This is a genomic window from Pseudomonas sp. TE36184 (assembly GCF_054060055.1).
In genome coordinates this window covers 1432008-1454637 of sequence record NZ_JBSSCU010000001.1, presented here as the reverse complement: position 1 = coordinate 1454637, position 22630 = coordinate 1432008, and the positions used below count along the sequence as shown (strand labels likewise).

Below are 22630 nucleotides of genomic sequence, written 5' to 3'. Positions count from 1 at the left end.
GCCAGGGGGGGCAGTGCCCGTGGCATTAACCGTGTGTAGCGACAGAAGCGGTCTTGATTCCTTCATTCAGCCAAAACACCGTTACCTGGTATTGCGCAGTGCCAGGCGCAGGTGCGGTTCACCCCGCTTACAGGCGTTCGCGCAACAGACGTTTTCGGTTCGGTATGAATACACTCAAACGAGTGTATGGAAGGCAAGGGCGGCGCGCCGCCCTTTTACCGTGCAGTGCTACTCAGAGCTTCACGCTGCTGATCACTTGGGTAGCGTCATCCGGATTGGTGACGGTGTGGAAGCCCAACGCGTTGGTCAACTCACGCAACGGGGTGTTGCTCGCTTCATCCACGGTGTACATCGACGTGAAGTTGTTTGCTTTCGCCGCGGTCATCAGGTGTTGCATCAAAATGTGCCCAAGTCCCAGGTGCTGCCAAGGGTCCGCCACGGTGACCGCGCATTCGCATTCGTGCTCTTTGGCTGCGGCATAGCGCGCAACGCCGATTTCGATCAGTTTGCCGTTGTCATGCACCAGGGCAATAAATGCCACGCGTTGCTGATTGTCGACATCCATCAATTGATCGAGCAGGGTCTTGCCGGGCTCGTTGATTTCGCCGAGGAAGCGCGCGTGCCGGGACTCGCGGGACAAGCTCTTGATGAAGTTATATTCGCGGTCCCGGTCTTCGATTCTCAGCGGGCGCACCAGCACATGGCGGCCGTCATTGAGCTTATCGATCCAGTGCGGTTCCGGGCTTGTTTTATAGGCGATGGCGGCTTGTCTGTTGTGCTCTTCGACGGTAAGCATGGTGTGAGCTCCGAGGTTTGGGGGCGACAGGAGCGGCCCCCTGTTGCTTCGGTTCTACGCCTTTGCCGACAGATAAAGCTGATTTGGATCAGATGAGGCCCTGTTACTCGGGACCATGCCGATGACAGCCGGATATGAACGTCTTGAGTTTCGCCAGGTCGAGAATCTCGACATTGCGTGCGCTGATATGCACCAGGCCCAGTTTGCGTAACTGCGCAATGCTGCGGCACACCGTCTCCAGGCGCAGGCCCAGATAAGAGCCGATCTCTTCTCGTCTCATGCGTAATATAAAAGATCGCGATGAATAACCACGCGTACTCATACGCATTGATATATTCAATACAAATGCACAAAGCCGCTCATCGGCGTTCATATTACCCATTTGCAATAACATACCGTGATCACGCACAATTTCGCGGCTCATGATTTTGTTCAAGTTATGCTGCAACGACGGTATTTGACCGGCCAGTCGCTCCAGTTGGTTGAAGTGCAGAGGGCACACTTCGCTGTCTTCCAGCGCAATCGCGTTGCAGGCATGGGTGTCGGCACTGATGGCGTCTAGGCCGAGCATTTCCCCGGCCATCTGGAACCCAGTGACTTGCTCGCGACCATCCATGGACAGTATGCAGGTCTTGAAGAACCCGGTACGCACGGCGTAAAGCGAGCGTAACGGATCGGCGGTGCGATACAGCGAAGCACCTTTTTTGACTTTGACGCGTTGTGGAATCAATGTGTCCAGGCGACCCACTTCGATCTCGGTCAAACCCAGGGGTAAACACAACTCTAAAACGCTGCAGCTCGCGCAGGTTGTTTTTAAATGTTGGACTTGTACAAGAACTGGAGTTGACTTCATCACAAAAGCCTCTTGCACACACACACATATATATTCCTCCTACTTAACATCCAAATATTGGAGAAAGATAGGTGCATGTTTCATATATTTGACCGCTGATCGCTTTCGAGTGTGATGAGTCTCGTTATGCCCCCTCAATGAATGCCTTTGACATGCCCTCGCTGCGAGTGTGCAGCGAGGGTGTGCATACGATCACCGCGCTCAGTCGAGCACTTCCGGTTTAACCATCCACACGCTGCAAGGCATTTTGTACAGCAGCGTCTCGGCTGTACTGCCGAGCAGGCGCGATAGGCCGCGATGACCGACGCGGCCCATGACGATCACATCGACGTTGTAGGCATCGGCATAGCTGGACAGCACTTTCGCCGGGTTACCCAAGATCATATGGCGCTGCGCTGGCGGAATACCGTTGCGCGCGGCCAAGTCATTGAAGGCCTGCCCCTGTTCGTCGAACAGCCGTTTGGCGGCCACCGAAGAGAAGAACCCGGCACCGCTGCCGAATCCATACTCCTGAGCGCCGAGATCGGACAGGTCATGGGCATAAATCACCTCGACCTCGGCATCGCAGGCTGTCGCCAGTTTGACGGCTTCATGCAGGATGCGGTCGTTAAGGCTGTCGTAGTGCTCGTCGTGATGGAACGGGTCGACGGCCGCCACGATCTTGCGCGGTAACGCATGGGGCGCACCGCTGACAAAATGCAGTGGCACTGGGCATTCGCGAATCAGGTGGACGTCCAGCGGCGTAAACATCAAGCGCGACAGCAGGGACTCATGCTCCAGCGCCTTGATCACCACGGCCATGGGCTCTTCCTTAAGACGAATCAGAATTTCCTGCAGCGGGCGCTCCACCCACGCCACTTCGGTGGTGACGGTCAGGCCGAGGTTGCGCAAGGGCCTGGCCTGATCCTCCAGCCACTGGTGATGGCGCTCTACATAGCCAATTCGCATCTGTTCCAGAGCCTGCTCGTTGACCAGGCCGGCGGTAGCCAGGCCTTCCAGGTAATCGAAGGCGAGAATGTGCAGCGCGGCGCCTTCAGCCTTGGCCAGGGCGGCGGCCCGGTCGAAGGCGGGGCTGTGTTCCATCAGTGGCGAAACCAGCAGTAAGAAACGTGCTTGAGCAGACATGGGCAATCTCCCTTGGGTAACCAGCAGATAGCATCGGGCAATGATACTTACTCTAGATCATGGCGCCGGGCGACGGCGCCGGTTTGACTTGCATCAAGTCGCCTTGAGCCAGGGCACGCTCAGCGACATCCGGCCGGGTGTCTCGATCAATCAGAGGATTGTTGATAATGATCAACCCCCGTGTTGTCATCGCGGTGCAGTCTGGATGTCATTCAGGCTTTTCCAGACGCAGGAGGTCACGCCGTGGCAACCATGAGAGCAGCTGTCTTCGTTGAAAAAAACCGCATCGTCCTCGACGACAAACCCATCCCCGAAGTCGGCCCGCTGGATGCGTTGGTGCGTATCACCACCACGACCATCTGCGGCACCGACGTGCATATCCTGCGCGGTGAGTACCCGGTGGCCAAAGGGTTGACCGTGGGCCACGAACCGGTGGGCGTGATCGAGCGGCTGGGCTCCCAGGTGCGTGGTTTCGTTGAGGGGCAGCGGGTGATCGCCGGCGCCATCACGCCCAGCGGGCAGAGTTATGCCTGCCTGTGCGGCTGCGGCTCCCAGGACGGCCCCGACACCCGGCATGGCTTTCGCGCGGCCGGCGGCTGGAAGTTCGGCAATACCATCGATGGCTGCCAGGCCGAATACGTGCTGGTCCCCGATGCGCTGGCCAACCTATGCCCGATCCCCGATGGGCTGAGCGACGAACAAGTGCTCATGTGCCCGGACATCATGTCCACCGGCTTTTCCGGCGCCGAGCGCGGTGAGGTGACCATCGGCGACACCGTCGCGGTCTTCGCCCTCGGGCCGATCGGCCTGTGCGCGGTGGCGGGCGCCCGGCTCAAAGGCGCGTCGATGATCATCGGTGTCGATGGTGTCAGCGAGCGCATGAACGTCGCCCGCAGCCTGGGCGCCACCCATATCGTCGACTTCAAGAAAGGCAATGTGGTCGAGCAGATCATGACCATCACCGACGGCCGTGGGGTCGATGTGGCGATCGAGGCCCTGGGCACCCAGGGTACGTTCGAGTCGGCATTGCGCGTGCTGCGTCCGGGAGGGCGGGTCTCCAGCCTGGGGGTCTACTCCAGCGACCTGCACATTCCCTACGACGCATTCAGCGCCGGCTTGGGGGATTACAGCATCGTGTCGACCCTGTGCCCTGGCGGCAAGGAACGCATGCGCCGTTTGCTCGCCGTGGTGGCCAGCGGCGGGGTGGATCTGTCGCCCCTGGTGACGCACCGTTTCAAGCTCGACGATATCGAGGCCGCCTATGAGCTGTTTGCCCATCAGCGCGACGGTGTCATGAAGGTCGCGATCACCCCCTGAAGGCGCCTGTAAATGACGCAAACCCTCGGGCTGGCCGGTGCCGCCGCGGCGCTGGGCATCGGCATGCTGATCGGCCTTGAGCGCGAACGCCACAAGGGCCAGGGCGAGTTGCGCGCGTTTGCCGGTTTGCGCACCTATTCGATTACCGCGTTATTGGGCTACGTCTCGCAGCAAGTCGGCGGTGGCCTGTTGCTGGGCCTGATCGCCGGGTGCCTGGCCGTGATCGTCAGTACCGCTTACTGGAAGAGCCGGGACAACGACCCGGGGATCACCAGTGAAGTGGCGTTGCTCACGGTGCTGCTATTGGGCGCCTGGTGTGGGGTCGCTCCCGAACTGGCCACGGCCGTCGGCGTGGTGGTGGCCGGCCTGCTGGCCTATCGCGACAAGTTGCACAACTTTGCTCGCAGTCAATTGACCGATGTGGAAATGCGCGACGGCCTGTTGCTGTTGGTCGTTGCGCTGGTGGTCCTGCCGCTGGCGCCGGATCGCTTTATCGGCCCCTACGGCGCGCTGAACCCGCGCACCATCTGCACGTTGACGGTGTTGTTGATGGCGGTCGGCGCGGTGGGGCACGTGGCGGTGCGCGCGCTGGGGCCACGTTATGGCTACGTCGTGAGCGCCATTGCTTCGGGGTTCGCCTCCAGTACCGTGACCGTTGCCGCCATGGGCCAGATGGTCGCCAAAGAGCCGGAGCACCTGCGCATCCTCGCGGCGGCGGCCATTTTCTCGAATATTGCGACGGTGGCCCAGGCGGCGCTGATCCTCGGCACCGTGGAGCCGGCGCTGCTGTCGCAGATGGCCTGGCCGCTGCTCGCCGGGTTTGCCACCACCGCGTTGTACGGTGTGTGCCTGATGTGGCACGCGCCGACGGCGGCGGCCAGCCAAACCATCAAGGTGGGCGGCGCATTCGACCTCAAGTTGGCGCTGATCATGGTCGTGACCCTGACCGGCATTACCTTCTTGTCGTCGCTGATGCTCCATCACTTCGGCCAGGTCGGCGTGATATTGACTGCCACCCTGAGTGGCTTTGCCGATGCCCACGCGTCCATCGCCTCGATCGCGGCCCTGGCCACCAGCGGCCAGCTGTCCCTGGAGGCCGCGTCCATCCCGGTGTTGCTCGCGGTCAGTTGCAACGCGCTGAGCAAGTGCGTGGTGGCCGGGGTCAGCGGCGGTCGTTACTTCGCGGTGTATGTGATCGTCGGCCAGGTCTTGCTGGTCGGCGCGATGTGGCTGGTCACATGGGCCGGCTGATGCTCCGTCAGGCAGGGATTTCCAGGGTCGCCCGCAGGCCGCCGGCCGCCAGGTTTTCCAGGCTGACCTGGCCGCCCAGGCGTTGGGCGATGGTTTGTACGATGGTCAGGCCCAGGCCTGCGCCCTGGGCATTGCCACGGCTATAGAAGCGTTCGAACAGGCGCTCGCGCTGGTTTTCGTCGATGCCAGGGCCCTGATCGTCGACGGTAAGGGCAAAACGCATGGCGTTCTTGCGCAAGCCCACGGTGATCACCCCGTGTTCCGGGGAGAAATTCGCGGCGTTGGTCACCAGGTTGGTCAGGGCGATATTGATCGCGGCGGCGTCGGTATTCACCGGGCACGGGCCATCCTCGACGTCGAATACCAGCTCAAGGCCTTTGCTCAACAGCCATGGGGTCAACTGAATCAGGGTTTCGCGCACTGTTGTCGCCAGGTCGATGGCCTGTACCGGCGGTTGCCCGGCGCTGGGCTCCAGGCGCGCCATGGTCAGCAATTGGTTGACCAGGCGGCTGGTGCGGTCGACGCCGGCGATCAGAAAGGCCAGGGACTCGCGCCGTTCGGTTTCTGTGCCGGCTTCCAGCAGGTTCTGGGCATGCACGCGCAATACCGCCAATGGTGTACGCATTTCATGGGCCGCATCGGCAATGAAGCGCCGTTCGCGGCCGAGCATTTCCTGGATCTGCGCGAGCATGCGGTTGAGCGCCGCCTGCATCGGCTCAAGCTCTGTGGGCAGCGGCGTCAGTTGCATCGGTTCGAGCGAGCCCGAATGCCGCGCACGCAGGGTGGCGGCCATGTCGGCCAGGGGCTTGAGGCCCCAGCCGATCGCCAGCCAGACCATCGCCGCGAGAATCAGGCTGCCCAGCACGTTGGGCCACAAGGTATGCCGCACGATGCGTTGCACCAAGTCGGCGCGCACGTCGTCGCGCTCGCCCACCCAGATCCGCAGACCGTTGTCCTTGTCCTTGAGCACAAAGCCGCGCCATTGACGGCCGTTCAGGTCTTCGACGTTGCTGAAGCCCGGCTGGGTGGGCGCGGGGACAAATGACGGGGCGCTGGCGGTGAACACCAGCAGTTCGCCCTTGGGGTTCCACACCTGGAAGGCGACTTTGCTTTCGTAGGGGTGTCCATCCACCTTGGGCATCGCTTCGCCCAAGGCTTTGTTGAACGCGCGGTACAGGTCTTCCTGGTCCTGGCTGGCCAGCGGCATGCTCATCACGCCCTGGAGCAGGCGGGCGTTCTGCGCCAGTTGCGCGTCATAGACTTCGGCGATTTCGTGGTTGCTGTCATGCAGGTTGAGCGCGCTGATCAGCAGCAGACCGGCGAGCAGCAGGCCGATGATCAGGGTCAGGGTTCGCCGTCGTATAGAAGTCATCCGCGCTCCTCAACCAGATAGCCGACGCCGCGAACGGTGCGGATCAGCTCGCTGGAGAACTTCTTGCGCAGGTGATGGATATGCACTTCCAGGGTGTTGCTTTCAGCTTCTTCGTTCCAGCCGTAGAGCAACTGCATCAACTGGTCGCGGGTCATGACGCGGCCCGGTGGCGACAGCAGTTCGTGCAGTAGTTGGTATTCTTTGGGGGTGAGCAGCACCGGTTCGCCGTGGTAGCTGACCTGTTGCGTGCTCGGGTCCAGGCAGATGCCCGCGTGTTCGATCATCACCCGTGCGCGCCCGGCGCTGCGGCGCAGCAACGCACGCAGGCGCGCCTTGAGTTCGGCCAGGTCGAAGGGCTTGATCAGGTAATCGTCGGCGCCGGCGTCCAGCCCGGCGATCCGGTCTTCGGTGGCATCCCGTGCCGTGAGGATCAGCACCGGCAGGTTCGAGCCGCTGTCGCGCAAGCGGCGCAGCACCTCCAGCCCATCCATGCGCGGCAGCCCGAGATCGAGCACCGCCACGTCAAAGGTTTCGCTGAGCAGTGCATGTAATGCACTGCTGCCATCTTTGAGCCAATCAACGGTGTAGCCTTCCCGCACCAGCGCCTGGTGAATACCTTCACCCAATGCTTCGTCATCCTCGATCAGTAATAGGCGCACGCGGACTCCTGTCAGTTGAGTTTTTTGTTGATGTCGGCCAGCACGCTTTCGATCTCTTTGCGCCGTCCGGCATCGGCGGTTTCCCGGCCCGGCCGTGGAGCGGCGAGCAAGGCTTTTTGCAGGGCCTCGCGGGCTTCGCTGTAGCGTTTCTGCCGGTACAGGTGGTCCCCCCAGAAATACAGACTATCTATGCCTGTCGGGTTCAGTTGCAAGGCCTGTTTGAGTAACTGGTCAGCCTTGTCGGCATCGCCAAAGCCGATCGGCCAGCCGGGAACCCGATCATACAATGCAGCGAGGCTGGTGTAGGCCGAGCCTTGCAGGGCCTTGGGGTCGAGGGCGAGGGCTTTTTCCAGGTCGACCTTGGCCGCCTTGACCTTGCTCAACGCGCCAAGCCCGCCCTGGGCACCGGCCCAACTGCTGCTGACGATGCCGGACCAGATCCAGGCCTCGGCCGCTTGAGGGCGCGCCTGGGTGAAGGCTGTCGCCTGGGCGGCGAGTTGCTCAAAGGCCTTGGTGCGCTGTTCCTCGGGCAAGTTGTATTGAATATGGGCCCAGCGTGTCTGGATCTCGGTCAGGCGTTGCTGGTCGGCGCTGTCCAGCGCCCAGGTGAGTGGGCTCAGGGCGGTGAGCAGCAGCGCGGCGAAGAGGCGTTTCATGGGTTCAGATCCTTTTTCACGGGTTTATCGCTGAGGCGGCGGACCAGCGGCAGTTGTTTGCGCAAGCCTCGGTCGACCAGGTTCGGCAGCAGGCTGTTGAGGCGCACAAAAAAGCGCTCCGGCCAGCCCAGGTAAAGGTCGCGGCGGTCGTTGGCAATCGCTTTGATCACCGCGGCGGCCACGCTGTGCGGGTCGTCGACGTTGGATTTGAGCGCATCGTTCAAGGCTTGCGCCGCGGGGCTGTTCATGCGCGTATGGGTGGCACGCGGCGCGACGTACAACACGCCGACCCGCGTATCGGCCAGTTCCCGGCGCAGGGCTTCGGAAAACCCGCGCAAGGCGAACTTGGTCGCGCAGTAGGTGGCATAGCCGGGGTAACCGATGGAGCCGTAAGTGGAGCCGACGTTCACCACCATCGCGCTCGCGGCTTGCTTGAGCATGGGCAGCAGCAGCTTGGTCAGGCAGATCGGCGCGGTGATGTTCAACGCGAGCATGCCGTTGATCTCGTTTTCGTCGAGCTGTTCCAGCATGGCGAAGTGGTTGATCCCGGCTGCGTTGATCAGCAGGTTGACGCCGCCGATGGCTTGCGCGGCGGCCAGCACCTTGCGCCGGTCGTTGAGGAAGGTCAGGTCGGCGCCGACCCAGCACAGTTGTTCCGGGTATTGCGCCAACAAGGCTTCCAGCGGTTCGCGATGACGCGCCACGGCCAGCACATGCGCGCCACTGGCGCACAGTGCGGTGGCAATCGCCAGGCCAATGCCACCGCTGGCGCCGGTCAGCACCACACGGGCTTCAGACAGGCGCATGGGGAGCCTCCCCGCTACGCGGCAGGTTGCGGAACATGTCGGTGTACAGCGCGTACACGACTTTGGAGGCGCGGATCACGGCGGCCTGGTCTTCGGGGTCGTCCAGGCTGTTCATCAAGCGGCGGTACGTTTCCATGTGCCCGATGTCCAGGGCACCGTGGGAGCTCAGGTAGCTGAACGCCGTCTCCGGCAGTTGCAGATGATCGCGGATGCTGCCGGCGGCGTGGGTGGCCAGGGCGATGCTGGTGCCTTCCAGCACATTGACCATGCCGAACAGGCCGACCGGGTTGTCACGGGCGATCAGGTCGTAGAGGTAGCTGACCATCAACTCGATGGGCAAGCCCGGGCGTCCGTCACGTACCGCGTCGCGGTCGCCGCCACAGGCCTCGATGTCATCGAGCACCCATTGCTCATGGCCATATTCATCCTCGATGTAGTCGCTGACTGCCTTGCGCAACCACTCCAGGCGCGAGGGCAGGCGCGCACCGCAGGCCATCATCAACGGCACGGTGTGGCGCACGTGGTAGTAGGCCTGGGCGAGGAATTCACGGTAGCTCTCCAGGCTGACCTTGCCTTCCAGTGCATCACGGATGATCGGCAGGCTGAACAGGGCCTGGCGTTCTTGTTGGGTAGCGTCTTGCAGGGTGTCGAAAAAGTTCACGATGAAGTTTCCTCGTTGAGTGCAGGGGCAAGTTGGGATTGATAACGCGCGACGATGGCGTCACGCCGTGGCCGGCCATTGGCGGTGAGCAAGCCGTTGGCGGCGGTGAACGGTTCTTCCAGGCGCGTCCAGCGATGCACCTGTGCGTAGTCGGGCAGGCCGCTGTTGGCCAGGGCCACAGCGGCGGCCAGTTGGGCGTCGGAGCAGTCGGCGCGATGAGGCCACAGCAGCGCGTGGTTCTGCGGCAGGGCTTCGCCATAGACGAAGGCCTGGGCGATGGCGCCGCCCTGGGTCAGTTCGGCCTCGACCCAGTCCGGGTTGACGTTGCGCCCGTAACTGGTGACGAACTGATGCTTCTTGCGGCCTTTGAGGTAGAGAAAACCGTCGTCGTCGAACGCGCCCAGATCACCGCTGGGCCACCATTGTTCGGGCTGTTCGGGCTGGCCCAGATAGCCGAGCAAGGTCGAGCCCTTGATCAGCACCTCGTTGTCTTCGGCGAGGCGGATCTCCACATGGGGCAGCGGCTGGCCAACACTGCCGGCGCGCTGGGCGCCGGGGCGGTTGAGGCACACCACCGAGGCGCATTCCGACAGGCCGTAGCCTTCGAACACCGGCACGCCCAAGTGCTGCGCGCGCAGCAGCAAGGCCTTGGAGACCCGCGCACCGCCCACCGCGGCAAAGCGCAGGCCTTGCGGGTTGAAGGCTTTCTGCTCGGCGGCGATGACCAGCATCAGCAGCAACTGCGGAACCAGGATCAGGCTGTGGGGTTGGCGCACCGCCAGGCAACCGAGCAATTGCGCGGCGTCCACCGCACTGGCGCCCTGGATGCCCAGGCTCTTCTGGCTGGGCAGGCTCAAGGTGGCGCCGGCATACAGCGCGGCGTAGCACCCCAGGTTCTCGAGCAGGATGGCAAGCGGCAATAATGACAGGTGATGGCGCGGGTCGCTGGCATGGCTGGCCTGGTACAACTCGCGGGCCACCCGCAGTACGCTGTCGGCACTCAGGCACACGCCTTTGGGCGTGCCGGTGGTGCCGGAGGTAAAGGTCACCTTGGCCGTGCCCAGGGGCATTGAAGGGCGGCCGTCGAACGCGCGGCACCAGAAGTCACCGGTTTTGCGGTAACCGCCAGCGTGCAATTCGGCGTCCAGGTAGGGCTCGGCGATCACGCGCTCGGCGTGGCTCTGTTCCAGGCAGTGGGCGCGCTGGGTCGGGCTGAAGAACGGCGGCAGGGTCAGGCAGGTCAAGCCTTCGAACAGGATCGCCAGGTCCCACAGCATGGCCTCGATGCCATTGTCCAGGGCCAGCGCCACCACCTTCACGCCTTCATCGCGCAGGCGTTCCTGTCGAGCGGTCACCTCGGCGAACAGCGCGGTGTAATCCATCTTCAAGGTGTCACCCCACAGGGCGACGGCGCCGTCATTGCGTTCGGCATAGCCGCGAAGAACAGCGTGGAAACGGCGGGTTTCAGGCGACATGGCTGGCATCCTCAATCGTGGTCGGCAACCCCAGGCGCGAGAACAGGCCCATGTTGCGCAGATGGATGAAGCCGGCGCGGATATTGCCGACATGCACCCAGGGTTGGCTTTCGTAATAACTGCCCCAGTGATGGCGCTCATCGCCCAGGCGCTGCGGGTCGGCGGCGCACAGGGTGACGGGCTTCAGACCGAGGCGATGGAAACTGTTGACCAGGCCGATATTGCCGGTGAACGCCACCCACTCCAGGCCGGCCATCGCCAGCAACCAGGTGATGGCGATGATGCTCAGGCGCGCACTGCCGGTGTCGCTGGCGGCCAGGTTGCCGACTTCGGCGATGGCCCCGCGGTCTACCGGTTGCGCGGCGGCGGCGCTGATCAGCGGCTCGATCGGATGGTCGAGGTAGCGCTCCAGGAACAACGGCTCGTCGCTCGCCAGGCGCACCCCGGCGACGGCGCAGAGTTCACCGTTGGCCTGGCTGACGCCAAACAGCTGCGGCATGAAATGACGGATATCGGCACCGTGGGCAATCCGAAAGCGCTGCTGGATGAAGGCTTCGAAGGCCGGGCGTTGGGGGTCTTGAGGCAGTGCTCGGGAAAGGCACAGCGATGCGCTGTCGGCTTGGCCGAACAGCAGGGGCAGGGGAATCTTCCAATCGATACCGGGCATTGGCGTTATGCCTCCCAAGTGAAGTTGGGAGAAGTATCAAAGGCATTTCTTAACGAAGTCTGAAGGTGGCGAAAATGATCGTTTCAGCGATCTTCAGATTGTCTTAAGACTAGCCGGGCAGGGTGATCGCGACTTTATCAAGGCCGGGTTCGGCCCCACCCCCTGCACAAGGTGCCTTTTCTATGAGCGAAAACCTGATGACAGCGCGCTATTCAAGGCTGTCGATGATTCTGCACTGGTTGATGCTGGCGTTGTTTGTCGGCGTGTACGGTTGCATCGAAATCAAAGGTCTGTTGCCCCGCGGGCACGCACTCAAGGGGCTGTTCCTTGGCGCCCATGCGCTGTTCGGTATCGGGATTTTCCTGCTGGTCTGGCTGCGCCTGCTCGGGCGCCTGACGCCGCGCCCACCGATCGTGCCGCGCCCGCCGGCCTGGCAGACGGGCATGTCGCACCTGATGCACCTGGCGTTGTACGGCCTGATGATCGTCACGCCGCTGCTGGCCTGGCTGATGCTCAACGCCGCAGGCAAACCGGTGCCGTATTTCGAGTTTTCCTTGCCGACCCTGGTCGCAGCGGACCCCGACCTGGCCAGGCAGTTCAAGCACTGGCATGAATGGTTGGGCAGCGCCGGTTATTGGCTGATCGGCCTGCACGCCGCCGCCGGTTTGTTCCACCACTATTGGGTGCGGGACAACACCTTGCTGCGCATGCTGCCAAAACGTTAAGAACGCTGAGGTTGCGGTTAAGTCGCTTGATGAAACGTTTCATCAAGCGACAAACGGGATACGCAAGCGCTTGCGTAAGCAAATCTATCTGATTAGAGTCGGTGGTGATCGGCTCTGATCCAAGGAGCGCGAATACAAAAATAATAAATTCAGGAGCTCAGTCATGAGCCTCGAACCCTTGCTTGAAATGCAGGGCATCAGCAAAACCTTCAACGGTTTGCGCGTGCTCAAGAATGTCAGCCTGAAAGTCTACCCCGGCGAAATCCACGCCTTGATGGGGGAGAACGGCGCCGGCAAATCCACCCTGATGAAAATCCTCTCCGGCGCTTACCAGGCCGACCCGGGCGGCACCATCCGCATCGCCGGCCAGCCTGTCGCCACGTTCGACCCCGCCACCGCCAAAGCCCTCGGCATCGCCGTGATCTATCAAGAACTGAGCCTGTGCCCGAACCTGAGCGTGGCCGAGAACATCTACCTGGGCCGCGAACTGCGCCGTGGCTGGACCATCGACCGCCAGGGCATGCAGGCCGGTTGCGTGGAAGTGCTGCAACGCCTGGGCGCCGAGTTCACCGCGGCAACGCGGGTCAGCAGCCTGTCGATTGCCGAACGCCAATTGGTGGAAATCGCCCGCGCCCTGCATGCCCACGCCAAGATCCTGGTCATGGACGAGCCCACCACGCCGCTCTCATCGCGCGAGACCGACCGCCTGTTCGCGCTGATCAAACAGCTGCGCAGCCAGGGCCTGGCGATCATCTATATCAGCCATCGCATGGCCGAGATCTACGAATTGTCGGACCGGGTTTCGGTGCTGCGCGACGGCCAGTACATCGGCGAACTGACCCGCGACGCGCTGTCGGCCGAGGTATTGGTGAAGATGATGGTCGGCCGCGACCTCTCCGGTTTCTACAAGAAGGAACACGCGGCCTATGACCCTGGCGCGGTGGTGATGCGCGTGCGCGACATGGCCGACGGCAAACGCGTGCGCAACTGCAGCTTCGACCTGCATGCCGGCGAAGTGCTGGGCATCGCCGGCCTGGTGGGGGCAGGGCGCACCGAACTGGCGCGGCTGATCTTCGGCGCCGACCCGCGCACCGGCGGCACCCTGGAAGTGGTGGGCAAGACCGTCACCCAACTGCGCACCCCGGCCGACGCGATCCGCGCCGGCGTGGTGTACCTCACCGAAGACCGCAAGGCCCAGGGCCTGTTCCTGGACATGAGCGTGGCCGACAACATCAATGTCTGCGCCTGTGTGCCGGACGCCCATGCCGGTGGCGTGCTCAATCGACGGCATGCCGTGCAACGCTCGCAGGACGCGATCAAGTCGCTGTCGATTCGCGTGGCGTCGGGCAAGGTCAACGTCGGCGCGTTGTCCGGCGGCAATCAGCAAAAGGTCTTGTTGGCGCGGCTGCTGGAGGTCAAGCCGCATGTGCTGATCCTCGACGAACCCACGCGCGGCGTGGACATCGGCTCCAAATCCGAGATCTACCGCATCATCAATCAACTGGCGCAGGCCGGTGTAGGCGTCGTGGTGATTTCCAGCGAGTTGCCGGAAATCATCGGCACCTGCGACCGCGTGCTGATCATGCGCGAAGGCCAGTTGGTGGCCGAAGTCGGCGGGGCTTCGGGCCACGTCATTTCCCAGGAACGTATTATTGACCTCGCCACCGGTGGCGATCAGGTGGCTGCCCATGGCTGATTCGAACAACACAATGACCCTCCCGCCAATCGGCAAGGCCGAGCGGCTCAGGGAACTGATGCGCAGCGTCGGCATGCTGCCGGTGCTGGTCCTGCTGCTGGTGGGCTTTGCCCTGGCCAGCGAAAACTTCCTGACGGTGCAGAACCTGTCGATCATCACGCAACAGGCCTCGGTCAACGTGGTGCTGGCGGCGGGCATGACCTTTGTGATCCTCACTGCCGGCATCGACCTGTCCGTCGGTGCGATCCTCGCGGCGTCCGCCGTGGTGGCGTTGCAGGCCTCGATGTCGCCGCAGTTCGGCATGTTCGGGATTGCCGCCGGGATTGGCTTTGGCCTGTTGCTGGGCCTGGTCAACGGAGGGTTGATCGCGTTCATGCGCTTGCCGCCGTTTATCGTCACCCTCGGCGCGCTGACCGCCATGCGCGGCCTGGCGCGTTTGCTGGCCGACGACAAGACCGTGTTCAACCCCGACCTGCCGTTTGCCTTTATCGGCAATGACTCGATCCTCGGCGTGCCGTGGTTGGTGGTGATCGCGGTCGCGGTGGTGGCGTTGTCGTGGTTCATCCTGCGGCGCACGGTGATGGGCGTGCAGATCTATTCGGTGGGCGGCAACCCGGAAGCGGCGCGGCTTTCCGGGATCAAGGTGTGGAAGGTGCTGCTGTTCGTCTACGCGATGTCCGGTGCGTTGGCCGGGCTTGGCGCGGTGATGAGTGCTTCACGCCTGTTCGCTGCCAATGGCCTGCAACTGGGGCAATCCTACGAGCTGGATGCGATCGCTGCAGTGATCCTCGGCGGCACCAGCTTTACCGGCGGCGTCGGCACCATCGGCGGCACGCTGATCGGCGCACTGATCATTGCGGTACTGACCAATGGCCTGGTGCTGCTGGGCGTCTCGGATATCTGGCAGTACATCATCAAGGGCATCGTGATCATCGGCGCGGTCGCGCTGGATCGCTATCGCCAGTCCGGTGCGCGGACCTGAGTTCACTCCTACAACAATCACAAGAGAGACCCACATGAACCTAAAACACATCTTTCCCGTCATTGCCTTGGCTGCCCTGATGTCCCAAGCCGTGGAAGCGCGTGAATTGAAAGCCCTGGGCATCAGCATGGGCTCGCTGGGCAACCCGTATTTCGTGACCCTGGCCGACGGCGCCACGGCCCGCGCCAAGGAGCTGAACCCCGGCGTCAAGGTCACGTCGGTGTCGGCCGACTATGACTTGAGCAAGCAGTTTTCGCAGATCGACAACTTCATCTCGTCCAAGGTCGACCTGATTCTGATCAACGCCGTCGACCCCTCCGCGATGGCCTCGGCGATCAAGAAAGCCCGTGACGCCGGTATCGTCGTGGTGGCGGTGGACGTGGACGCCAAGGGGGTCAACGCGACCGTCCAGACCGACAACGTCGAAGCCGGCAAACTGGCCTGCCAATTCCTGGTGGACAAGCTCGCGGGTAAAGGCAACGTGATTATCCAGAACGGCCCGCAAGTGACTGCCGTGACCGACCGCGTCAAAGGTTGCAAGGCCGCCTTGGCCGCTGCGCCGCAGATCAAGGTGCTGTCCGATGACCAGGACGGCAAGGGCTCGCGTGAAGGCGGCCTGAACGTGATGCAGGGCTACCTCACGCGTTTTGCGAAAATCGACGGTCTGTTCGCGATCAACGACCCCCAGGCCATCGGCAGCGACCTGGCGGCCAAGCAGCTCAAACGCAGCGGTATCATCATCACCTCGGTAGATGGCGCGCCGGATATCGAGAATGCGCTGAAGACCGACACCCAGATCCAGGCGTCCTCCAGCCAGGACCCATGGGCCATGGCGCAGACGGCGGTGAACATCGGCAATGACCTTCTCAACGACAAGGCGCCGGCCGAAACGGTTACGCTGCTCACGCCCAAACTGATCACCCGCGACAACGTCGCGACGTACAGCGGTTGGTCGAGTAAACACTGAGTCATTGAGGGGGACAGCGCCGTGGTCACCATGGATGACGTCGCAAGCAGAGCGGGGGTGTCGACGTCAACGGTGTCCCATGTGTTGAACGGCACCCGCAAGGTCAGCCCGGCCACGGTGCAAGCGGTGCAGCGCGCGATCCAGGAACTGGGTTATATCCCCAACACCCTGGCGCGTTCGCTGGCGCGTTCGAGCACCAACACCATCGGCGTGGCGATCTCGGCGCTGTCCAATCATTACTTCAGCGAAACCGTACACGCGATCGAAACCGAGTGTGCCAAACACGGCTACATGATGCTGTTCGTCGATACCCACGACGACCCGGAGCAGGAGCTGCGGGTGGTCACGGCGCTGCATCACCGGCGCGTCGACGGCATTGTATTGGCGCCCTCGAACGGTTCGCTGGCCCTGGAGTATCTACGGGCCAGCGAGATTCCGGCGGTGCTGGTGGACCGGATGATGAGTGAACAATTCGATCAGGTCGGGGTGGCGAATACCCAGCCCACCCAGGCGCTGATTGCCCACCTGATCGCCCATGGGCATCGCCGAATCGGCTTCATCGCCGGGCGCCCGGGGTTCAGCACCACGGATGAACGGGTGGCCGGTTACCGCGCGGCATTGGCGGCCGCGGGGTTGGCGTTCGATCCGCAACTGCTGGTCAACGGCGGCTCCAACACCGAACCGGCACGCCAGGCCACGGTGCAGTTACTGGGCCTGGCCGCGCCGCCGACCGCGATCATGGCCGGCAACAACCTGATGACCCTCGGCGCCATGCAGGCCTTGCGCGATGCACATATCGAAGTGCCGGCGCAGATGGCGCTGGTGGGCTTCGATGATTTTGATTGGGCGGATTTCTTTGTGCCGCGCCTGACGTTGATCGCCCAGCCGGTCCAGGCGCTCGGCGCTCGTGCGGTCAACCTGTTACTGCAACGCATGGCCGCACCCGATGCGCCGACCCGCAGTGTGCGTCTGGAGCCGACCCTGCAAATACGTAACTCCTGTGGCTGTGATTGATTGGAATGACACGCGTATGAACACTGCTGTTTCCCTCGGCATCGACCTGGGCACCTCGGAACTCAAAGCCATCCTGATGGACGCCAGCGGCGCGGTGCTGGCTCAGGCCGGCGTGCGCTTGAGCGTCTCGCGCCGGCACCCCGGCTGGTCCGAACAGGCGCCGCAAGACTGGTGGCGAGCCTGTTTGCAAGCGCTGGATGTGTTGCGCGCTCATGAATCGTTTGCCCGTGTGGCGTGCATCGGCCTGTCCGGGCAAATGCACGGCGCGGTATTGCTGGGGGATGACGATCGCGTGTTATACCCGGCGATTCTGTGGGACGACTCGCGCGCGGTGGCCGAAGCGGCACAGCTCGGCCCAGGGTTTGCCGACGTCACCGGCAGCTTGCCCATGGCCGGCTTGACCGCGCCGAAACTGCTCTGGCTGCAACGGCATGAGCCCGAGGTGTTCAAGGCCATCGATTGCGTGCTGTCGCCCAAGGACTACCTGCGCCTGCGCTTGAGCGGGGAGCGCGTCAGCGAGATGTCCGATGCGGCCGGAACGCTGTGGCTGGACGTGGCCAATCGTCAATGGTTCAGCCCCATGCTGCGGGCCACCGGCCTGGCGCCGGAACAAATGCCCAGGCTGGTGGAGGGCGGTGCGGCAAGCGCGTGTCTGACCGCCCGCGAGCTGGGTTTGCGCGCCGAGGTGGTGATTGCCGGCGGCGGTGGCGACAACCCGGTTGCGGCGGTCGGCATCGGCGCGATCAATGCCGGCGACGGTTTCATCACGCTGGGCACCAGCGCGGCGATTGTCGCGATCACCGACCATGCGGCGGGCAACCCGGCCAGCGCGGTACACAGCTTCTGCCATGCGCTGCCCGACCGTTGGTACACCATGGGCGCGATGCTGGCCGGCGCCAGTTGTTTGCGCTGGGTCACGCGCCTGACGGGCATGCCGGATGAACAGGCGCTGTTGGATCAGGTCCAGGCCCAGTTGCCCATCGGCCAATCGGTGCCGCTGGATACGCCGTTGTTCCTGCCGTACCTGGCCGGCGAACGCACCCCGCATAACGACCCCTTATTGCGCGGCGGCTTTATGAACCTGGGCCACGACTGCACCCCGGCGATGCTGGGGTATGCGGTGATGGAAGGTGTAGGTTTTGGCCTGCTCGACGCGTTGCGCGCGGTGCAATCGAGCGGCGCCGACGTCACCGCCTGTGCGCTGGTGGGTGGCGGCGCGCGCAGTGAGTATTGGGCGCAGTTGCTGGCCAACATCCTGCAGCGGGAAATCTTCACGCTGCACGGCAGTGAACTGAGCGCGTGCATCGGCGCGGCGAAGTTGGGCTTTTTGGCCATCGGGCAGGGCGCGGCGTTGCTCGCGGCGGGCATGCCGGTCAAGGCGCGGTATGTGCCGGACGTGGCGCAACAGCCGGTGCTGGAGGCGCGTTATCGCAAGTTTCAGGGGCTGTTGGGCGCGGCCAAGGCTCTGCACGGCTGACTTGATCCGGCCCTGTGGGAGGGAGTTTGCTCCCGATAGCGGAGTGTCAGTCACTGCATAAGTGCCTGAACCACTGCTATCCCCACCTAAGGTTTGTCGGCGTTAGTCCGTCAGCGGTGGCAGGCGCCGCTTCACTGGGGTTTTCTTGACGATGGCGGTGTTGGTTTCGGCATAGACGTTGAGCCGATCCAGCAGGCTGTCGAGGTGGTCCATGGTGCGTACATGCAGGCGTGCGATGAAGCAGTCCTCGCCGGTGACTTTGTCGCATTCGGTGAATTCGGGGATGGCCTGGATCTGCCGCTCCACTTCCTGCAATTGGCCGGGCAGGGGACGGATACGCACGATGGCTTGCAGCAGGTAGCCGAAGTGTTTGGGGTCGATGTCGACCGTGTAGTGGGTCAGCACGCCGCGCTCTTCCAGGCGGCGCAGGCGTTCGCCGACGCTGGGCGAGGACAGGCCGGTGATGCCGGCCAGGGCCTTGAGGGACAGCCGGGAGTCGTCCATCAAAGCGCCGATCAGTTGTTGGTCGATGGTGTCGATCATGGTCTGCGCCTAATAAATAAAGGTCATTGAGGCTTTTCGCCTTTTTTAGGCGCTGGAGCCGCGGCGAACCAGCTTGCCATAATTGAGCCTCACTTGAGGAGTCTCAATCATGGATACATCCATCCGTCGCGGGTCGTGGGAAATGGTCGCCGCCATGCTGATCTCGGGCACCATTGGCTGGTTTGTACTGGTGTCGGGCGTATCGGTGCTCGAAGTGGTGTTCTGGCGCTGCGTGATCGGGGCGCTGACATTATTGCTGGTGTGCGCGCTGCTCGGGTATCTGCGCCGGGACTTGCTCAGTTGGGCCGGGCTCGGCCTGGCAATGCTCAGCGGAGTGGCCATTGTCGGCAACTGGTTGCTGCTGTTCGAATCGTATTCCCGCGCGTCCATCGCCATCAGCACTGCGGTGTACAACGTGCAGCCGTTCATGTTGGTGATGCTGGCGGCGCTGTTTCTCGGTGAAAAGCTCAGCGTGCCGAAGCTGGCGTGGCTGAGTGTGGCGTTCCTCGGGATGCTGGCGATTGTCAGCGCCCATGGCAATCAGCCAACCGGTGGCGATTACCTGACCGGTATCGCCCTGGCCCTCGGCGCGGCGTTTCTGTATGCGCTTGCCGCGCTGATCATCAAGCGCCTGAAGGCAGTGCCGCCGCATTTGATCGCGCTGATCCAGGTCACGACCGGTGCGTTGTTATTGGCGCCGCTGGTGCCGTGGCACAGTCTGCCGGTGGCGCACAACGCCTGGGCGGCCTTGTTGACGCTCGGGGTGGTACACACCGGTTTGATGTATGTGTTGCTGTACGGGGCGATCCAGAAGTTGCCGACGGCCATCACCGGCGCGTTGTCGTTTATCTACCCGATTGCGGCGATTCTGGTCGACTGGATTGCCTTCGGGCATCGCCTGGGTTGGCTGCAATGGCTGGGTGTCGCCGCGATTCTGTTGGCTGCCGCCGGTTTGCAAAGGGGCTGGTGGTGGCGCCCCAAAGCTGTGGTGCAAGTGCAGTGATCGAGAGCGAGCGCGCCGTTGCAGCGCGCCCGCGGTTCGATCAATGCGGCGCGCGCGGGATGGTCTTGAGCAGATCGTCCGGGCTGATGTAGCCGACCACGCTGCCTGGCTGCGGCAACCCGAGGATGTGCCCCTTGATCTTGCCCACCACATGCATTTCGCAAGGCTTGCAGTCGAATTTCAGGGTCAGCACTTCATCGCCATGGATCAACTGCATCGGCGCAACCTTGGTCTTCACTCCCGTCACGCCCTTGGCCTGTTTGGGGCAGAGGTTGAACGAGAAACGCAGGCAGTGCTTGGTGATCATCACCGGCACTTCACCGGTTTCTTCGTGGGCTTCGAAGGCCGCGTCGATCAGTTTCACGCCGTGGAGGTGGTAGAAATCCCGGGCCTTCTGGTTATACACGTTGGCCAGGAACGACAGGTGCGCTTCCGGGTACACCGGCGGCGGGCTGGTTTCGGCCTTGCGCCCACCACGCGGGTGAGCGTCGATGCGCGCCGCTGTCAGTGCTTCGATCACTTCACGGCGCGCGGCCTTGAGCTGCGAGTTGGGGATGAAGAACGCCTGCGGCGCATCCAGCTCGATGGCGGTGGCGTGGTATTCGGTGGTGCCCAGTTGGCCGAGCAGGTCACGCAGGGTGTCCAGCGCCTGTTCCGGCTTGTTGGCCGCGCCGAACGGGCCGGGCAGGGCGACGCTGGCGGTGATGCCTTCTTCGCTGGTGGCGTTCAGTTCCAGGCGCTCTTCGCGCAGTCGGGCGACCCACGACAGGCCGATCCGGCGCTCGGCGGAGGTTTTGAGCAGCGCCTGTTGCCAGTTGTGGTCGAGGTTGCGGTTCAGCGGGTGGTTGGGGCGCAACTGATGCAGGCCGGCCGGCATTTCGTTCGGCTCGACGCGATAGCGGTAGCGCTTCTCGCCGTCTTCCTCGAACTCGCCCTTGGCCTCGGCGATATTGGCGCGGAAACCCACCACTTCACGCTTGACCAGCACATTCAGGCCGTCGCCGTTGGACAGCGGCTCATGGGTGACCACTTGCAGGTCGCGTTTGCCGGCTTTTTCCACCACGCCCACCGGCAGGCCGGTGAAGGTCGGGGTGTCGAAGGCGCCGATGTCGATCTTGCGGTCGCTGACGAAATAATCGGTGCTGCCCCGGTGGAAGGTCTTTTCCGGGTCGGGCAGGAAGAAATGCGCGGTCCGGCCGCTGGAGGCACGGGCCAGGTCGGGGCGGTCTTCGAGGATCTCGTCGAGGCGCTGGCGGTAATAGGCGGTGATGTTCTTCACATAGCCCATGTCCTTGTAGCGCCCTTCGATCTTGAACGAGCGCACACCGGCATCGACCAAGGCGCGCAGGTTGGCGCTCTGGTTGTTGTCTTTCATCGACAGCAGGTGCTTTTCAAAGGCAACGACGCGGCCTTGATCGTCTTTCAAGGTGTACGGCAGGCGGCACGCCTGGGAGCAGTCGCCGCGGTTGGCGCTGCGGCCGTTCTGCGCGTGGGAGATATTACACTGCCCGGAGAACGCCACGCACAGGGCGCCGTGGATGAAGAACTCGATGGCGGCATCGGTCTCATCGGCGATGGCGCGGATTTCCTGCAGGTTCAGCTCACGGGCCAATACCAACTGGGAGAAGCCGGCCTGGTCGAGAAATTTGGCGCGGCCCAGGGTGCGGATGTCGGTCTGGGTGCTGGCGTGCAGCTCGATCGGCGGGATATCCAGCTCCATCACGCCAAGGTCTTGCACGATCAACGCGTCGACGCCAGCGTCGTAGAGCTGATGGATCAGCTTGCGCGCCGGTTCCAGTTCGTTGTCATGCAAGATGGTGTTGAGGGTGGTGAAGACGCGGGCGTGGTAGCGCCGGGCGAATTCGACCAACTGCGCGATATCGCTGACCTCGTTGCAGGCGTTGTGGCGGGCGCCGAAGCTTGGGCCGCCGATGTAGATGGCGTCGGCGCCATGCAGGATGGCCTCGCGCGCGATGGCGACATCGCGGGCAGGGCTGAGCAATTCCAGGTGATGCTTGGGCAAGGACATAGTTTTTTTAGTCAGGCTTGTCACGGTCGAGGCGCGCATTGTAGCCGTGAAACGCCTGACCGGCACCTACCGCAGGGCCGCCGGCGGGCTTGGCCTGCAAGGTGCCAGGCCAATGACGGGTGTTTCAATCGACGCGGGTTCAGGCCTTGGCGGCCATCGCAGTGACTTCCACGCGCATGCCTTCCACCGCCAGGGCCGCCACGCCAACTGCGGCACGCACCGGCCACGGCTTGGCGAAGAAGCGCTTGTAGACCTCGTTGAACGCCGCGCGGTCGGCCATGTCGGTCAGGTAGATGGTCAGGTGCATCACCCGGTCCATGGAACTCCCGGCGCGTTCAAGGGCGACTTTCAGGGCTTGCAGCGTGCATTCGCTTTGCGCGGTGATGTCGCCCAGTTCCAGGCTGCCGTCGGCGCGGGTCGGGATCTGGGTGGAGACCAGGATGCCGTTGAAGCCGATCACGTCGGAGGAAATCGAGTCGGCATCCGGATCAGGGGTGAAGGACAGGTCGTGGTTGGCCATGACGTTCTCTTGGCAGGGAAAAGGGCCGCCAATTTA

At 63.1% G+C, this 22630-nt stretch carries 22 protein-coding genes; 9 read left to right on the top strand and 13 right to left on the bottom strand.

The window, feature by feature from the left end; genetic code table 11:
* Window positions 1-232: 232 nt before the first annotated feature.
* The 3 genes from ACVWZP_RS06415 to ACVWZP_RS06405 form a co-directional block, all read right to left on the bottom strand.
* A complete protein-coding gene (locus tag ACVWZP_RS06415) occupies window positions 233-796 on the bottom strand; it encodes a GNAT family N-acetyltransferase (RefSeq protein WP_046383356.1) in 564 nt (187 codons plus the stop codon).
* A gap of 103 nt (window positions 797-899) precedes the next feature.
* Window positions 900-1649, bottom strand: coding sequence for a helix-turn-helix domain-containing protein (locus tag ACVWZP_RS06410; protein WP_046383357.1), 750 nt, complete (start codon window positions 1647-1649; stop codon window positions 900-902).
* A gap of 201 nt (window positions 1650-1850) precedes the next feature.
* Window positions 1851-2774 carry a universal stress protein gene (locus ACVWZP_RS06405; RefSeq protein WP_046383358.1) on the bottom strand — a complete coding sequence of 308 codons (924 nt, stop codon included), beginning with the start codon at window positions 2772-2774 and terminating at the stop codon, window positions 1851-1853.
* Between the two features lie 243 nt (window positions 2775-3017).
* On the opposite strand from ACVWZP_RS06405, the gene ACVWZP_RS06400 reads away from it, so the two are divergent.
* Both ACVWZP_RS06400 and ACVWZP_RS06395 read left to right on the top strand, forming a co-directional pair.
* On the top strand, window positions 3018-4091 hold the full coding sequence (locus ACVWZP_RS06400; RefSeq protein ID WP_026139872.1) for an NAD(P)-dependent alcohol dehydrogenase: 1074 nt from the start codon (window positions 3018-3020) through the stop codon (window positions 4089-4091).
* A 12-nt stretch (window positions 4092-4103) separates the two neighbouring features.
* Window positions 4104-5342: an MgtC/SapB family protein gene (locus tag ACVWZP_RS06395; protein ID WP_079443751.1), complete on the top strand. Its 1239-nt coding sequence runs from the start codon at window positions 4104-4106 to the stop codon at window positions 5340-5342.
* Between the two features lie 7 nt (window positions 5343-5349).
* Here the strand turns inward: ACVWZP_RS06395 and ACVWZP_RS06390 are convergent, their stop codons facing one another.
* From ACVWZP_RS06390 to ACVWZP_RS06360, 7 genes are read right to left on the bottom strand one after another with little or no spacing between them, the layout of a single operon-like run.
* The gene (locus tag ACVWZP_RS06390; protein WP_324746600.1) at window positions 5350-6714 is read right to left on the bottom strand and encodes a sensor histidine kinase; all 1365 of its coding nucleotides are present in this window, start codon (window positions 6712-6714) and stop codon (window positions 5350-5352) included.
* The gene (locus ACVWZP_RS06385) at window positions 6711-7373 is read right to left on the bottom strand and encodes a response regulator (RefSeq protein WP_017845733.1); all 663 of its coding nucleotides are present in this window, start codon (window positions 7371-7373) and stop codon (window positions 6711-6713) included. Before ACVWZP_RS06385 ends, ACVWZP_RS06390 begins: the two co-directional genes overlap by 4 nt.
* Window positions 7374-7384: 11 nt before the next feature.
* Complete coding sequence (locus ACVWZP_RS06380; RefSeq protein WP_017845734.1) at window positions 7385-8029, bottom strand: tetratricopeptide repeat protein; 645 nt, start codon at window positions 8027-8029, stop codon at window positions 7385-7387.
* The gene (locus ACVWZP_RS06375; protein ID WP_046383363.1) at window positions 8026-8835 is read right to left on the bottom strand and encodes an SDR family oxidoreductase; all 810 of its coding nucleotides are present in this window, start codon (window positions 8833-8835) and stop codon (window positions 8026-8028) included. The genes ACVWZP_RS06380 and ACVWZP_RS06375 overlap by 4 nt, the downstream gene beginning before the upstream one ends.
* Window positions 8822-9496 (bottom strand): TenA family transcriptional regulator, encoded by a 675-nt coding sequence (locus ACVWZP_RS06370; protein WP_046383364.1) that lies wholly within the window; start codon window positions 9494-9496, stop codon window positions 8822-8824. The genes ACVWZP_RS06375 and ACVWZP_RS06370 overlap by 14 nt, the downstream gene beginning before the upstream one ends.
* Complete coding sequence (locus ACVWZP_RS06365) at window positions 9493-10971, bottom strand: AMP-binding protein (RefSeq protein ID WP_457369572.1); 1479 nt, start codon at window positions 10969-10971, stop codon at window positions 9493-9495. Before ACVWZP_RS06365 ends, ACVWZP_RS06370 begins: the two co-directional genes overlap by 4 nt.
* Window positions 10961-11638 carry a thermostable hemolysin gene (locus tag ACVWZP_RS06360; protein WP_177033188.1) on the bottom strand — a complete coding sequence of 226 codons (678 nt, stop codon included), beginning with the start codon at window positions 11636-11638 and terminating at the stop codon, window positions 10961-10963. Before ACVWZP_RS06360 ends, ACVWZP_RS06365 begins: the two co-directional genes overlap by 11 nt.
* 182 nt (window positions 11639-11820) lie before the next feature.
* On the opposite strand from ACVWZP_RS06360, the gene ACVWZP_RS06355 reads away from it, so the two are divergent.
* From ACVWZP_RS06355 to xylB, 6 genes are all read left to right on the top strand, one after another.
* On the top strand, window positions 11821-12363 hold the full coding sequence (locus tag ACVWZP_RS06355; protein WP_017845739.1) for a cytochrome b: 543 nt from the start codon (window positions 11821-11823) through the stop codon (window positions 12361-12363).
* A gap of 163 nt (window positions 12364-12526) precedes the next feature.
* Complete coding sequence (locus ACVWZP_RS06350) at window positions 12527-14059, top strand: sugar ABC transporter ATP-binding protein (protein ID WP_057004075.1); 1533 nt, start codon at window positions 12527-12529, stop codon at window positions 14057-14059.
* Between the two features lie 13 nt (window positions 14060-14072).
* Window positions 14073-15041: an ABC transporter permease subunit gene (locus tag ACVWZP_RS06345; RefSeq protein ID WP_086005473.1), complete on the top strand. Its 969-nt coding sequence runs from the start codon at window positions 14073-14075 to the stop codon at window positions 15039-15041.
* A 34-nt stretch (window positions 15042-15075) separates the two neighbouring features.
* Complete coding sequence (locus tag ACVWZP_RS06340; RefSeq protein ID WP_057004076.1) at window positions 15076-16008, top strand: ABC transporter substrate-binding protein; 933 nt, start codon at window positions 15076-15078, stop codon at window positions 16006-16008.
* A gap of 21 nt (window positions 16009-16029) precedes the next feature.
* Window positions 16030-17022 (top strand): LacI family DNA-binding transcriptional regulator, encoded by a 993-nt coding sequence (locus ACVWZP_RS06335; RefSeq protein ID WP_046383370.1) that lies wholly within the window; start codon window positions 16030-16032, stop codon window positions 17020-17022.
* A gap of 16 nt (window positions 17023-17038) precedes the next feature.
* Window positions 17039-18499, top strand: a complete 1461-nt coding sequence (gene xylB, locus ACVWZP_RS06330; RefSeq protein WP_457369571.1) for a xylulokinase — start codon at window positions 17039-17041, stop codon at window positions 18497-18499.
* 102 nt (window positions 18500-18601) lie between these two features.
* Here the strand turns inward: xylB and ACVWZP_RS06325 are convergent, their stop codons facing one another.
* Window positions 18602-19042 carry an Lrp/AsnC family transcriptional regulator gene (locus ACVWZP_RS06325; protein ID WP_017845744.1) on the bottom strand — a complete coding sequence of 147 codons (441 nt, stop codon included), beginning with the start codon at window positions 19040-19042 and terminating at the stop codon, window positions 18602-18604.
* 109 nt (window positions 19043-19151) lie between these two features.
* Between ACVWZP_RS06325 and ACVWZP_RS06320 the strand changes: the two genes are divergently transcribed.
* Window positions 19152-20045 (top strand): DMT family transporter, encoded by an 894-nt coding sequence (locus ACVWZP_RS06320; RefSeq protein ID WP_288075288.1) that lies wholly within the window; start codon window positions 19152-19154, stop codon window positions 20043-20045.
* Between the two features lie 40 nt (window positions 20046-20085).
* Here the strand turns inward: ACVWZP_RS06320 and ACVWZP_RS06315 are convergent, their stop codons facing one another.
* Together ACVWZP_RS06315 and ACVWZP_RS06310 are read right to left on the bottom strand one after the other, a co-directional pair.
* Window positions 20086-22074, bottom strand: a complete 1989-nt coding sequence (locus ACVWZP_RS06315) for a peptidase U32 family protein (protein ID WP_457369570.1) — start codon at window positions 22072-22074, stop codon at window positions 20086-20088.
* A gap of 139 nt (window positions 22075-22213) precedes the next feature.
* Window positions 22214-22594 (bottom strand): RidA family protein, encoded by a 381-nt coding sequence (locus ACVWZP_RS06310; RefSeq protein ID WP_046383374.1) that lies wholly within the window; start codon window positions 22592-22594, stop codon window positions 22214-22216.
* Between the last annotated feature and the right edge of the window lie 36 nt (window positions 22595-22630).